Here is a 13,194-nt window from a genome sequence, read left to right as displayed (position 1 = left end):
ATAATGACCACCGTCATCGTCGATTACGAGAGCGGCAACCTGCACTCGGCCCAAAAGGCGTTTCAGCGCATGGCGCGCGAGACGGGGACGGGCGAGGTCATCGTCACCGCCGACCCCGACACCATCCGCCACGCGGACCGGATCGTGCTGCCCGGTGACGGGGCTTTCCCCGCCTGCCGCCGCGAACTCTACGATCATCGCGGCGTCTTTGAGGCCATAGAGGACGCGGTCACGCGGGCGGGCCGCCCCTTCCTCGGTATCTGCATCGGCATGCAGATGCTGGCCACGCGCGGGATGGAATACGGCGAAACCCCCGGTTTCGACTGGATCGGCGGCACGGTCGAGGCGATCACCCCCGCCGACCCCGCGCTCAAGGTGCCGCACATGGGCTGGAACGATCTGGTCATCGACCACGCCCACCCGGTGCTCGACGGGATCGCGACAGGCGATCACGCCTATTTCGTGCATTCCTTCCATTTCCGTGTGGACGACCCCGCCCATCTCGTGGCGCATGTGGATTATGGCGCGCGCGTCACCGCCATCGTTGGGCGCGACACCATCCTCGGCACGCAGTTCCACCCCGAGAAAAGCCAGGCCACCGGCTTGCGCCTCATCGCCAATTTCCTGCGCTGGCGGCCCTGAATGGCCGTGGACACGGCACCAGATCCACTCCCCACGATCCTCCAAGAGATCGCGGCAGAGGCCCGCGCCAGCCGCGACCGCGGCAAGGTGGCCGACTACATCCCGGAACTCGCCGCCATCGACCCCGATCAATTCGCCATCGCCATCGCGCGGCCCGGGCGGCCCACGCTGACGGCGGGCGACGCGGCTGTCCCGTTCTCGATCCAGTCGGTCTCCAAGCTGTTCATGCTGGCACTCGCCCTGGGTCGGCTGGGCGACCGTTTGTGGAATCGCGTCGGGCGCGAGCCCTCGGGCCATTCCTTCGATTCCATGCTGCTGCTGGAGCTGGAGAAGGGCCGCCCGCGCAACCCGTTCATCAACGCGGGCGCCATCGTGACCACCGATGCCGTGCTCGAAGGCGCCACCCCGCGCGAGGCGCTGGGCGCGCTCCTGCGCTTCATTCGCGCGGCGGCGGGGGACGAGGCAATCCATATCAATGACCGTGTCGCCGCCTCCGAGACCGCCACCGGCCACCGCAATTTCGCGCTCGCCCACTACCTGCGCTCGCATGGCAACCTCAGCAACCCGCCCGAGATGACATTGGGCACCTATTTCCACCAATGCGCGGTCGAGATGACCTGCACGCAACTCGCCAATGCCGGGCTCTTTCTGGTGGGCGGCGCGGGCGCCCCCCGCCTCGTGTCACAGGCCCGCATCCGCCGCATCAACGCGCTGATGATGACCTGCGGGCATTACGACGGATCGGGCGATTACGCCTTTCGCGTGGGCCTGCCGGGCAAGAGCGGCGTGGGCGGCGGGATTCTGACCATCGTGCCGGGGGTGGCGTCGGTCGCGGTGTGGTCGCCGGGGCTCAACCACTACGGCAATTCCCACCTTGGCACACAGGCGATGGAACGGCTGGCCGCGCGCACCGGCTGGTCGGTCTTCGGCCCGGATGGCGAGGTCTGAAAGGCCGCACGCAACGCCGTGAGTGGACCTTGATCCGCAGGTGCCCGACACCCGGCACACTGGTGCCAAGTGGTGGTCTGGCGTGACACGCTGCGGACATGCGGCGGGGCGCGCGTCGCGAATGGCCTGGAGGGGATGTTGCCGTCTGGTCCCGGCGCGAATTCAAGGCCGAAGGCCGCCGCGCCATCGCATGTCCGCCCCCCGGACAGGCGATTTGGCTAAGCTATCGCGCCAATTGCATGTTTTTCGGAAAAGCAGAAATAAAGTGCCCTGAAAAACCGTTGGATCGCCTGCCCGCGGACATGCAATGGCGCGGCTCACTGCAGCGGCAGGAACAGGCCAGACCCAGCCCCCGCATGCTACCGCGCCCACAGTTTCGGCTCGGCCATCTCCAGAGAATTCCCCGCCGGATCGCGGAAATAGATCGAGCGCGCGCCATTCGGCCAGTGAAAATCCGCCTCGATCTCCACCCCCGCCGCCTCCAGCCGCGCGCGCCACGCGTCGAGCGCCGCGCCGTCCACCGCGAAACAGAAATGCCCCGGCCCCTGCGCGCCATGCGGCGGCACCGGCATGTCGGGGTTCGAGGGCGGCTTGCACGTCTCCCCGGGGTTGAAGATCAGCAGCACGCCGTCGCCCACGCGATAGAAAACGTGCCGCGCGCCCACCCGCACGACCCGTTCCAGCCCCAGCACCCCGCCATAGAACCGCTCCGCCGCGTCCAGGTCGGCGGCATAGAGCGCGGCTTCGAGAATGGCGGGCGCGGGCGCGGCGGGCAGGTCGGTGTCACTCATGACCCGATCATAGCGCGGCGGGGCGGCGCGCGAAACCGCGCGGCGCTCACTGCATCTTGCGCCAGGTGCCCCCGTCGCGGCAGATGAACATCACGCAGCCGCTGACCTCGAGGCGCTCGCCCTTCAGTTCCAGCTTGGAATTGTAGGTCTTGTCGCGGTCGGGGCTGTAGACCTTGCCCTTGTATTCGCCGCCGCCCACGGGGACTGTCTCGGAGATGATATTGCGCCCGATATTGTCGCTTTGCGTCTCGTTGCCGTTTTCGTCGTAGGACTTCACCAGCTTGCCGCACAGCTTGTTGCCGCAGGGGGCCACCTGGATGAGGCCGAAATGCCCGTTGTCATCCCTGGCCGTCTGCCACATGCCCAGAAGCGGCTCGGCAGAGGCCATTCCCGCACCAAGGCCCAGAACGGCCGCCATCATCACCAGTTTACGCATCTCGTCTCCTCCCTGAGATATCGCGCAAAGCTGAGCCCAAGGCCGGGGCCAAATCAAGTCTGACGTGGGGTCGCGTTGCAAATCCCGCGCCGCGCCTGCATAAGCGCGCCGGACACTGTCAGCGAAGGGCTCCGCCGATGATCCTCTACCCCGCCATCGACCTCAAGGACGGGCAGGCCGTGCGCCTCCTGCGCGGCGACATGGACCGCGCCACGGTATTCAACGACGACCCGGCGGCGCAGGCGCGCGCCTTCGTCGAGGCGGGCTGCGAATGGCTGCACCTCGTTGATCTCAACGGCGCCTTCGCCGGCGCGCCAGTCAATGCCGCCCCGGTCGAAGCGATCCTGGCCGAGGCCCGCGTTCCCGCGCAGCTTGGCGGCGGCATCCGCGACATGGCCACCATCGAGGCGTGGCTTTCCAAGGGGCTGGCGCGGGTCATCCTGGGCACGATCGCGGTCGAGAACCCCAGCCTCGTGCGCGAGGCCGCCCGCGCCTTTCCCGGACAGGTCGCCGTGGGCATCGACGCGCGCGCGGGCCGCGTCGCCACCAAGGGATGGGCCGAGGTGACAGAGGTTGACGCCACCGACCTCGCGCGCTCCTTCGAGGACGCGGGCGTCGCCGCGATCATCTACACCGACATCGAGCGCGACGGCGCCATGCAGGGCCCGAATATCGAGGCGACGGCAGCGCTTGCCCGCGCCGTGTCGATCCCCGTCATCGCCTCGGGCGGCGTGTCCTCGCTCGACGACCTGATCGCGCTCAGGGATTGCGGCGCATCGCTCAACGGCGCCATCTCGGGCCGCGCGCTCTACGACGGCGCGCTCGACCTGCGCGCCGCACTCGCCGCGCTCAAGGGCTGAGCGCGGCGCAAGGACGTTACTGCCCCGCCGCTTTCGCCGTCAGCTTGCCCAGCGCGCCGGTCATCATCTTGATATACTCGGCGTCATCGTCGATCGCGAGGTCGTCGAACATCTCCTTGGGGTCCTCGTAGGCGAGCCACACCTGCCCCGCCCCGTCGCGATAGACCAGCACTTTCATCGGCAGGAACAGCCCCGCCACCGGGTCGTCCTGCATCGCCTGCGTGCCGATCTTGGGGTTGCCGAAAATCAGCACCTGCGTGGGCGCAAGCTCCATATCGACCGACGCCGCGCCGGCGGCATGATCGACGCGCGCGAACACATTGGCCCCCGCGCCCGTCACCGCCGCTTCCAGCCGGTCCATCGTGGTGCCCACGTCCGAGAAGGACTTGACCTTGACGATATCGTCACTGCTGGCCAGCGCGGGAAGCCCCGCCATGATCATCGCCGCCGCCGCAAGAAAACGCTTCATGATAAACTCCCTCGATTCCGGAACAGATAATGCGCGCATCCTCTGGCATCCGGACCGGAATGCCCATAAACAACGCCGTGAAATTCCTGTAACGGCAACAATATGCTCAAAACCCGGATCATCCCTTGCCTCGACGTCGCCGATGGCCGCGTGGTCAAGGGCGTGAACTTTGTCGATCTGCGCGACGCGGGCGACCCGGTCGATGCCGCGCGCGCCTATGACGCCGCCGGCGCGGACGAGCTGTGTTTCCTCGACATCCACGCCACGCACGAGAATCGCGGCACCATGTTCGACGTGGTCCGCCGCACCGCCGAGCAATGCTTCATCCCGCTCACCGTGGGGGGCGGCGTGCGCACCCCCGAGGACGTGCGCGCGCTCCTGCTCGCGGGTGCCGACAAGATCAGCTTCAACTCGGCCGCCGTGGCCGACCCGGACGTGGTGGCCCGCGCCGCCGACCGTTTTGGCAGCCAGTGCATCGTGGTGGCCATCGACGCCAAGACCGTCGCGCCCGGCAAGTGGGAAATCTTCACCCACGGTGGCCGCAAACCCACCGGCATCGACGCGGTCGATTTTGCCCGGCTTGTCGCAAGGAAGGGCGCGGGCGAAATCCTGCTCACCTCGATGGACCGCGACGGCACGCAGCAAGGCTTCAACATTCCCCTGACCCGCGCCATCGCCGACGCGGTGGACATCCCGGTGATCGCAAGCGGCGGCGTCGGCACGCTAGACCACCTCGTCGAGGGCGTGACCGAAGGGCATGCCTCCGCCGTCCTCGCCGCGTCGATCTTTCACTTCGGCACCTATTCCATCGCCGAGGCCAAGGCCCACATGGCCGCCGCGGGCATCCCGATGAGGCTTTCGCGATGACCCTCGACGATCTCGCCCGCATCATCGCCGACCGCGCTGGCGCCGACCCGTCCGATAGCTGGACCGCGAAACTGCTCGCGAAAGGCCCCGAGAAATGCGCCGAGAAATTCGGCGAGGAGGCCGTCGAGGCGATCATCGAGGCGGTCAAGGGCGACTGCGAGGGCCTGACGGCAGAGGCGGCGGACGTGCTCTTTCACCTGCTCGTCATGCTGCAATCGCGCGGGGTGGCGCTGGATGACGTGATGACAGAGTTGGCGCGCCGCCAGGGCACATCCGGCCTGAATGAAAAAGCGTCCCGCCCGAGAGACTGAACCCATGATCCGCCATATCGTCTTCTTTTCCGCCACCAACCCGGAGGATGTCGAGCACATCCGCGAGGGGCTGATGATGCTCGCGGATATCCCGCATTCCAGCCATTTCGAGGTGGGCCGCAACCTCCAGAGCGACGCCATATCCGCCGACCGGGTCGATCTCGTCGTCTATGCCGAGTTCGACGACGAAGAGGCGCTCGCCGCCTACAAGGCGCATCCAGTCTATGCCGCCTGCATCGCCCGCGTGCGCCCGCTGCGCGAATTGCGCATCGCCGCAGATTTCAAGGCCGGCTGAGGGCCCGCGCGCCCCGGATTCTTGAAAAGAGTCCGGACCGGAAAATTTTCAATTTTCCGCGGCCATGCCGCCGCCAAGCGCCGCCTCCGCCGCCGCAGCGACGCGCAGCAGCCGCTCCTCCTGATTGGGCTTGCCGCACAGCATGATGCCACAGCTTGGCACCCCCGTTGGCAGCGTCACCGCGCATAGCCCCATCAGGTTACCCACCCGCGTGTTGCGCAGCGTCAGCAGGTTCTCGGTAACATAGTACTCGTCGTCGCGCATCAGCCGCGCCTGATCGGGCGGCAGGTTGGGCGCCGCGGGCATGAGCACCGCGTCATACCCCGCCACCCGCGCGTGCCACGCCGCGCGCAAGCTGTCGAGCTTGCGCCACGCGGCCACGTAATCGGCGGCGGAGAACGCCTTGCCGCCGCGGAACCGTTCGAGAATCGGCGCGAACATCTTCTCCGGTGCGGCCTCGATCTCGTCGCGCCACAGCCCATAGGCCTCGCCTGTATAAAGCACCGGCGACAAGGGCATCGCCTCGGCCACTTCTGGCGCGGCGATCTCGTCGATCACCGCCCCGGCCTCGCGCAGCCTCGCGATGGCGGCGGCGTGGGCGGCCTCGGGGCCCTCGCGCAGATCATCCATCACCACCGTTTGCAGCGCGGCAAACCGCGCGCCCTTCAGCGACGCGCCCCGCAAATCCGCCGCCCGTCCGCCCTCGATAGCCGCCAGGGCAAGCGCCGCATCCTCGACATTGCGCGCCAGCGGCCCCACCGTGTCGAAGCGCGCGCATAGCGGCACCACGCCCTCGCAGGACACCCGCCCCGCGGTGGTCTTTAGCCCCACCAGGTCGTTCCATGCCGAGGGGATGCGCACCGACCCGCCCGTGTCCGAGCCGATCCCGCAGGCAGCGAGGCCAAAGGCCACGCTCGCCGCCGCCCCCGAGGACGACCCGCCCGGCACGGCCTCCGCGTCGTTGACGCAGGGCGGCGTCGCGGTGACCGGGTTGAGCCCCAGCCCGGAAAACGCCAGTTCGCTCATATGCGTCTTGCCCAGGCACACCAGCCCCGCCGCCGTGGCGTTGCGCAGCACTTCCGCGTCGCGCCCCGGCACCCGGCCCTTCAGAAGCGCTGATCCTGCCTCGGTGGCCACGCCCGCGCTGTCAAAGAGGTCCTTCCAGCTCACCGGCACCCCGTCGAGCGGCCCGCGCCGCTGCCCGGCCTTCGCGCGCGCGCCCGCCGCCGCCGCCTCGGCGCGGGCACGGTCCTCGGTCACCGCGCTGTAGATGCGGTCGCGCGCGGGATGCGCGGCGATCGCGGCCAGGTAGGTATCGCACAGCGCCTCCGCGTCGATCTCTCCCCGACCGATCCCACGCCCCAGATCGCCCGCGCTCATCATCAGCCAGTCCTGCATCGCCCGCTCCCGTTTTTCGTGCTCCGCTCCTTGCTAGCGGCAGAGCGGCGCATGGACAATCCCGCGCGCACCGACATATTTAGGGGCATGGACCATGACAGCGATCTCCTCATCGTCGGCGGCGGGCTCAACGGCCCGGCCCTCGCGCTCGCGGCGGCACGGGCGGGGCTTTCCAGCACGGTGATCGACGCCCTGCCCGAACCCGCGCGCAAGAACGCCGCCTTCGACGGGCGCGCCTATGCGCTGGCGCTGGCCTCGGTGCGGCTCCTGCGCAATCTCGGGGTCTGGGAGCGGGTGGCGGAAAACGCCCAGCCGATGCTGGAAATCAAGGTCTCCGACGGGCGCGCGGGCCAGGGGGCGTCGCCCTTCTTCATGCATTTCGACCATGCCGAGATCGAGGAAGGCCCGATGGGCCACATGCTCGAGGATCGCTTCCTGCGCCGCGCGCTGATGGAGGCGATGGCCGAGGAGCCCCGCATCGCGCAGGTCTCGAATGACACGGTGACGGGGCAAGAGGTAGACGCCACCGGCGTGTCCGTCACCCTCGCCTCGGGCAAGGCGCTGCGCGGGCGGCTTCTCATCGGGGCCGACGGGCGCGGCTCGGGCACGGCCGCGCGGGCGGGGATAAAACGCACCGGGTGGGGCTATGGCCAGACCGCCCTCGTCGCCGCCATCGAGCACGCGCTGCCCCATCACGGCATCGCGCACCAGTTCTTCATGCCCCCCGGCCCGCTCGCCATCCTGCCGCTGCCCGGCAATGTCAGCTCCATCGTCTGGTCAGAGACCGACGCCACCGCCGCGCGCTTCGCCGCCCTCTCCGATGCCGAATTCATGGAGGTGCTGCGCCCGCGCTTCGGCGATTTCCTGGGGGACATCAAACTGCGCGGCAAGCGCTACACCTACCCGCTCTCGCTCACCGTCGCCCAGAGCTTCATCGCCCCCCGCCTCGCGCTCGTGGGCGACGCGGCGCACGGGATGCACCCGATCGCGGGGCAGGGGCTCAACGCCGGGCTGCGCGACGTGGCGGCGCTGGCGCAGGTCCTGACCGAGGCCGCGCGCCGCGGCGAGGATATCGCCGCGGCGGACGTTCTGCGGCGCTACCAGCAATGGCGGCGCTTCGACACGGCCACGCTGGCGATGGCCACCGACCTCGCCAACCGGCTCTTCTCCAACGACAACCCGCTCCTGCGCGCGGCCCGCGATCTCGGCATGGGCGCCATCGGCCACATGCCCGCCCTGCGCCGCGGCTTCATCCGCGAGGCGGCGGGCCTCACCGGCGACCTGCCCGCGCTGATGAAGGCGTGAGAGGGCAGCCGTAGCGCCAGCCGCCCGAGACGGACTACCGGCCCGCACGACCATGTGCGGGCGTGGGGAGCGGTGTGAATGGCCTGAAGCGGACGTTGCCGTACAACGGTTGAGGAACCGCGCAGCGCCCGACCGCCGGGTGGGCGCAATACCGGTTATGCGGCGCGATTTATGGTGCAAAATACTTCTGCAATCACCGCTACTTGCGACGTCGAGGAGCGCCCGCCCGAGGGGGCGGTCGGGCGCTGCGCGGCGGTGCTTTCAGCACCTTGATTCCGCGCATTGGCACCAAGGCCTGAACGACCGCTTCAGGCCCTTCTCCGTCCCCCCGCACCGCCTCATTGTCCACCACGTGCCCGGCCCCATCACCCGCCGAAATCTCCGCACCGGCTCGGTGCGCTCTTCCCTCCTGCCCCCTTTCCCCCTATCTCGAACCCATGATCGGGCGCGCCCTCCTCCTCTCCCTGTCCCTCACCCTCGCCGCCGCCCCGGCGCGGGCCGATTGCGTCGTGCTTCTGCACGGGCTGGCGCGCAGCGACGCATCCTTCCTCGTGATGCAGGAGACGCTCCAGGCACGCGGCCTCGACGTCTACAGCCCCGGCTACCCCTCCACCGAGGACCGCATCGCACGGCTGGCCGAGGACATCCTGCCCTTCGCCTTCCGCGTCTGCGGCGACACCACCACCCATGTCGTCACCCATTCGATGGGCGGCATCCTGCTCCGCGCCTGGCTGGCCGAGCAGCGCCCCGCCAACCTGGGCCGCGTGGTGATGCTCGCCCCCCCCAACCACGGCAGCCAACTGGTAGACGAGCTGGGCGGGCTGGAACTCTTTCGCTGGCTCAACGGCCCGGCGGGGATGCAGCTTGAAACCGGGCCCGAGGGCCTGCCCGAGACCCTGCCGCCGGTGGATTTCGAGCTCGGCGTGATCGCGGGCAACCGCTCGCTCAACCCGTATTTCTCCTCGCTGATCGCGGGGCCGGACGATGGCAAGGTCTCGGTCGCCTCCACCCGGGTAGAGGGCATGGCCGATCACATCACCCTGCCGGTCACGCATACCTTCATGATGAACAACCCGCTGGTCATCGCGCAGGTGACAGAGTTCCTCGCGCACGGCCGCTTCGATCCCGACCTGACGCTCGCCGACGTGATCTTCGGGCGCGACGAGAAATGAACCTGCCCGCGCTCACGCTGACGGGGGCCGAGTTCCTCTGGCCCGACGGCCCCGGCCCCGGCCCGCTCAGCCTGCGCGACGGGCTGATAATCGACGATCCCGCCCCGCGCCGCGTTGACCTGTCAGGCTTTCTCGTGCTGCCGGGGATGGTGGACGCGCATGGCGACGGGTTCGAGCATCACCTCGCCCCGCGCCGCGGCGCCCTCGCCGAGCCCGCCCTCGGCCTGCCCGCCGCCGAGGCCGAGCTGGCGGCAAGCGGCATCAGCACGGCGATGCTCGCGCAGTTCGTCAGCTGGGAGGGCGGGATGCGCGGGCCAGAGTTCGCCGCCCGGATGCTTTCAGCGCTGGATCATGCGCGCGACGGGCTCGCCACCGACCTGCGCGTCCAGCTTCGGCTGGAAACCGCGTTTCTCGATGCCTACCCCGCGCTCGAGGAAATGGTCGCGCGCCACCGCGTCGGCTACGTGGTGTTCAACGACCATGTCCCCCACGCGGCACTGGCTGCCGACAAACGCCCGCCGCGCCTCACCGGGCAGGCGCTCAAGGCCGGGCGCAGCCCCGAGGCGCATCTCGCCCTGCTCCAGCGCCTGCACGGCAACGCCGCCGAGGTGCCCGCCGCCCTCGACGCCCTCGCCGCGCGGCTCACCGCCCAAGGCGTGCGCCTTGGCAGCCACGATGACACCACCGCCGGGGATCGCCACGCCGCCCATGCCCGCGGCGCGCGTATCGCAGAGTTCCCCGAGACGGTGGCCGCGGCAGAGACCGCCCGCGAGTTGGGCGACGCGGTGGTGATGGGGGCACCCAACCTGGTGCGCGACGGATCGCACAAGGGCAACGCCGGAGCGCGCGAGATGGTGGCCGCCGGTCTCGTCACCGCGCTCGCCTCGGACTACCACCCGCCCTCGCTCGCCCGCGCGGCCTTCGCCCTCGTCGATGCCGGCATCTGCGACCTCGCGGCGGCATGGTCCCTCGTCTCACGCGGGCCCGCGCGGATGCTCGGACTCGACGACCGCGGCGAATTGCGCCCCGGCCTGCGCGCCGACCTCACGGTGATCGACCCGGCCACCCGCCGGGTCACGGCCACGATCAGCGGCGGGCGGGTGAGCTACCTCTCCGGTGAGGCGGCGGCGCGGTTCCTGGACTAGGGGCTATCGCCGGAGACGCGCGGCGTGACGGCGCCGAGGCGGCGCATGGTCTGGAGCGGAAGTTCAGGTCTTGGTGCCAATGCGCGGAATCGAGGCGCGGCACGCGCCGCCGCGCAGCGCCCGACCGCCCCCCGGGCGGGCGCATTTGTAACGCCTAAACCCGTACAATCGTTGAGGTGTGTTGCACCATAAAGCGAAGACCGCAGACGTTTGAGCGCCCGCCCGCGGTCGTGCGTTGCGCGGCTCCCCAAGCGTTGCACCAAACGACCGCTCGAGGCCGTTCACAACGTCACTCCCCCCACTGGACATCGCGCCCCACCCGCGCTCTACATGCCGCCATGACCGATCCGATCTATGCAATCCCCGACATCCACGGGCAGGACGCCCTTCTCGAAGAGGCGCTCGACCGCATCGCCCGCGATGGCGGGCCGGGCGCGCGGGTGGTGTTTCTCGGCGATCTCGTGGATCGAGGCCCCGACAGCCGCGCGGTGATCGAGCGGCTGATGCTGGGCCAGGCCGAGGGTCGCCCGTGGACGGTGCTACGCGGCAATCACGACCAGATGTTCCTGGACTTCCTCGACAGCGCGACACTGCATTCGCCGCGCGTGTCCTCGGGACTTGCGTGGCTCCACTTCCACCTCGGCGGGACCGCGACGCTCGCCTCCTACGGCGTCGCCGCACCCGACCCGGTGGTGGCCCATGCCGAGGCCCGGACCGAGGTGCCGCAGACGCATCGCGACTGGCTTGCCTCCCTGCCGCTCTGGCACAAGGCCGGGCCGCTGCTCTTCGTCCACGCCGGGATCCGCCCCGGTATCGCGCTCGACGCCCAGGACCCCGACGATCTGATGTGGATCCGCGCGGGGTTTCTCGACCACCCCGACCCGCACCCGTGGCTGGTGGTCCACGGCCACACCGCGCTCGACCACCCCGCCCATTTCGGAAACCGCATCGACCTCGACGGCGGCGCCGGGTTTGGCCGCCCGCTCTGGCCCGCGGTGTTCGAGGGCCGCGACTGCTGGCTTCTGAACGACACCGGTCGCGTGCCCCTCACTCCCGCCGCGAATCCGATTTCTTGAAAAGAAATCGGGCAGAAATCTTTTCAAGATTTCGAACAATCCGACCCGCCCTGAAGCATCACCTGCGCTGACGAGCATTCCGACAGGCGCACCTTACCCATTCCCTGACAAGCCGCGCGCTTCCCCCCGCGAACCTCCCGGTTCGTGCGCTGAACCTGCAGGTTCGCCCGATGTGCCCCCATGTCACCGTTGCCTTCGCGACCGCCCTGTGGCTACTCTCCGTGCAACCAGACAGGGAGGACCCCCATGACCGATATCGTGATTCTCGACGGCTGCCGCACCGCCATCGGCACGTTCGGCGGCAGCCTCGCGGGCACGCCGCCCACGACGCTCGGAACTATCGTTGCAAAAGAAGCACTTGCGCGATCCGGCGTCGAGGGTGGGCAGATCGGTCACGTGGTCTACGGCCATGTCATCAACACCGAGCCGCGCGACATGTATGTCAGCCGTGTCAGCGCCATCGACGCCGGCATTCCCGACACGGCGCCCGCGATGAACGTCAACCGCCTCTGCGGCTCCGGCGCACAAGCCATTGTTTCCGTTGTGCAATCCCTGATGTTGGGCGATGCCGATTTCGGCCTCGCCGGCGGTGTCGAGAACATGAGCCGCTCGCCCTTCATCATCCCCGATCAGCGCTGGGGAGCCAAGATGGGCGACGTAACAACGCGCGACATGATGCTCGGCGCGCTCAACTGCCCCTTCGGCACCGGTCACATGGGCGTGACGGCGGAAAATGTCGCGTCGGAACATGGGGTTAGCAGAACCGATCAGGACGCCTTCGCGCTCGAGAGCCAGCGCCGCGCGGCGCTCGCCATCGAAGAGGGACGGTTCAAATCGCAGATCGTGCCGATCGAGGTGCGCGTGAAGCGCGACATGGTCCCCTTCGACACAGACGAACACCCCAAGCCCACGACACCCGAGGCCCTCGCCGGTCTGCGCCCGGTGTTCCAGAAGGACGGCAGCGTAACCGCCGGAAATGCAAGCGGAATCAACGACGGTGCCGCCGCGCTCGTGTTTGCCCGTGCCGAGGCTGCGGAGGGCGCGGGCCTCAAGCCGCGCGCCCGGGTTCTGGGCTATGCCCATGCCGGGGTGCGCCCCGAGGTAATGGGCATCGGCCCAGTCCCGGCGGTGGAAAAACTGCTGGCGCGCACCGGGCTGTCGGCCTCGGATTTCGACGTGGTGGAATCCAACGAAGCCTTTGCAGCCCAGGCACTTGCGGTCAACAAGGGCCTCGGTCTCGACCCCGCCCGCGTTAACCCGAATGGCGGCGCCATCGCACTCGGCCACCCCGTCGGCGCCACCGGGGCAATCCTCACCGTCAAGGCGCTTTACGAGCTCGAGCGGACCGGGGGCAAACGCGCGCTCATCACCATGTGCATCGGCGGCGGTCAGGGCATCGCGCTGGCGATCGAGGCGCTCTGAGCCTTTATTTTCAAGCTTTAACCGCTTGTTCACGACGATGCCGGATTGTGAGATGAC

At 68.9% G+C, this 13,194-nt stretch carries 15 protein-coding genes; 11 read left to right on the top strand and 4 right to left on the bottom strand.

The window, feature by feature from the left end; all coding sequences use genetic code 11:
* Positions 1–3: 3 nt before the first annotated feature.
* Positions 4–642 (top strand): imidazole glycerol phosphate synthase subunit HisH, encoded by a 639-nt coding sequence (gene hisH / locus AC13D8_RS19690; protein WP_482970238.1) that lies wholly within the window; start codon positions 4–6, stop codon positions 640–642.
* Entirely contained in the window at positions 643–1,590 is a 948-nt protein-coding gene (locus tag AC13D8_RS19685; protein WP_482970237.1) for a glutaminase, read from the top strand. It begins immediately after the preceding gene.
* Between the two features lie 359 nt (positions 1,591–1,949).
* Here AC13D8_RS19685 and AC13D8_RS19680 read toward each other — a convergent pair whose 3' ends face one another.
* Positions 1,950–2,381, bottom strand: coding sequence for a VOC family protein (locus AC13D8_RS19680; protein ID WP_482970236.1), 432 nt, complete (start codon positions 2,379–2,381; stop codon positions 1,950–1,952).
* Positions 2,382–2,427: 46 nt separating this feature from the next.
* On the bottom strand, positions 2,428–2,817 hold the full coding sequence (locus tag AC13D8_RS19675) for a DUF2147 domain-containing protein (protein WP_482970235.1): 390 nt from the start codon (positions 2,815–2,817) through the stop codon (positions 2,428–2,430).
* A gap of 137 nt (positions 2,818–2,954) precedes the next feature.
* Here AC13D8_RS19675 and hisA point away from each other — a divergent pair, with 137 nt between their 5' ends.
* Positions 2,955–3,677 carry a 1-(5-phosphoribosyl)-5-[(5-phosphoribosylamino)methylideneamino]imidazole-4-carboxamide isomerase gene (gene hisA, locus AC13D8_RS19670; protein WP_482970234.1) on the top strand — a complete coding sequence of 241 codons (723 nt, stop codon included), beginning with the start codon at positions 2,955–2,957 and terminating at the stop codon, positions 3,675–3,677.
* Between the two features lie 16 nt (positions 3,678–3,693).
* On the opposite strand, the gene AC13D8_RS19665 is transcribed toward hisA, so the two are convergent.
* Positions 3,694–4,146 carry a DUF302 domain-containing protein gene (locus AC13D8_RS19665; RefSeq protein ID WP_482970233.1) on the bottom strand — a complete coding sequence of 151 codons (453 nt, stop codon included), beginning with the start codon at positions 4,144–4,146 and terminating at the stop codon, positions 3,694–3,696.
* A 102-nt stretch (positions 4,147–4,248) separates the two neighbouring features.
* On the opposite strand from AC13D8_RS19665, the gene hisF reads away from it, so the two are divergent.
* The 3 genes from hisF to AC13D8_RS19650 are packed head-to-tail and all read left to right on the top strand — an operon-like array spanning position 4,249 to position 5,619.
* Positions 4,249–5,013, top strand: coding sequence for an imidazole glycerol phosphate synthase subunit HisF (hisF, locus tag AC13D8_RS19660; RefSeq protein WP_482970232.1), 765 nt, complete (start codon positions 4,249–4,251; stop codon positions 5,011–5,013).
* Complete coding sequence (locus AC13D8_RS19655; RefSeq protein WP_482970231.1) at positions 5,010–5,324, top strand: phosphoribosyl-ATP diphosphatase; 315 nt, start codon at positions 5,010–5,012, stop codon at positions 5,322–5,324. Before hisF ends, AC13D8_RS19655 begins: the two co-directional genes overlap by 4 nt.
* Positions 5,325–5,328: 4 nt before the next feature.
* On the top strand, positions 5,329–5,619 hold the full coding sequence (locus AC13D8_RS19650) for a Dabb family protein (protein WP_482970230.1): 291 nt from the start codon (positions 5,329–5,331) through the stop codon (positions 5,617–5,619).
* 48 nt (positions 5,620–5,667) lie between these two features.
* Here the strand turns inward: AC13D8_RS19650 and AC13D8_RS19645 are convergent, their stop codons facing one another.
* Positions 5,668–7,017: an amidase gene (locus tag AC13D8_RS19645; protein ID WP_482970229.1), complete on the bottom strand. Its 1,350-nt coding sequence runs from the start codon at positions 7,015–7,017 to the stop codon at positions 5,668–5,670.
* A 51-nt stretch (positions 7,018–7,068) separates the two neighbouring features.
* On the opposite strand from AC13D8_RS19645, the gene AC13D8_RS19640 reads away from it, so the two are divergent.
* From AC13D8_RS19640 to AC13D8_RS19620, 5 genes are all read left to right on the top strand, one after another.
* The gene (locus AC13D8_RS19640; protein ID WP_482970228.1) at positions 7,069–8,322 is read left to right on the top strand and encodes an FAD-dependent monooxygenase; all 1,254 of its coding nucleotides are present in this window, start codon (positions 7,069–7,071) and stop codon (positions 8,320–8,322) included.
* A gap of 437 nt (positions 8,323–8,759) precedes the next feature.
* Positions 8,760–9,494, top strand: coding sequence for an alpha/beta hydrolase (locus tag AC13D8_RS19635; RefSeq protein WP_482970227.1), 735 nt, complete (start codon positions 8,760–8,762; stop codon positions 9,492–9,494).
* Positions 9,491–10,639 (top strand): alpha-D-ribose 1-methylphosphonate 5-triphosphate diphosphatase, encoded by a 1,149-nt coding sequence (locus AC13D8_RS19630; protein ID WP_482970226.1) that lies wholly within the window; start codon positions 9,491–9,493, stop codon positions 10,637–10,639. Before AC13D8_RS19635 ends, AC13D8_RS19630 begins: the two co-directional genes overlap by 4 nt.
* Positions 10,640–10,977: 338 nt before the next feature.
* Positions 10,978–11,715 carry a metallophosphoesterase family protein gene (locus tag AC13D8_RS19625; RefSeq protein WP_482970225.1) on the top strand — a complete coding sequence of 246 codons (738 nt, stop codon included), beginning with the start codon at positions 10,978–10,980 and terminating at the stop codon, positions 11,713–11,715.
* A gap of 246 nt (positions 11,716–11,961) precedes the next feature.
* Positions 11,962–13,137, top strand: a complete 1,176-nt coding sequence (locus tag AC13D8_RS19620; protein WP_482970224.1) for an acetyl-CoA C-acyltransferase family protein — start codon at positions 11,962–11,964, stop codon at positions 13,135–13,137.
* Positions 13,138–13,194: the final 57 nt, after the last annotated feature.

The sequence above is a fragment of the Roseovarius sp. B-10 genome (assembly GCF_056859295.1).
Note: the sequence above shows the minus strand (reverse complement) of the source record. Positions and strands in the feature narration are given on the sequence as shown.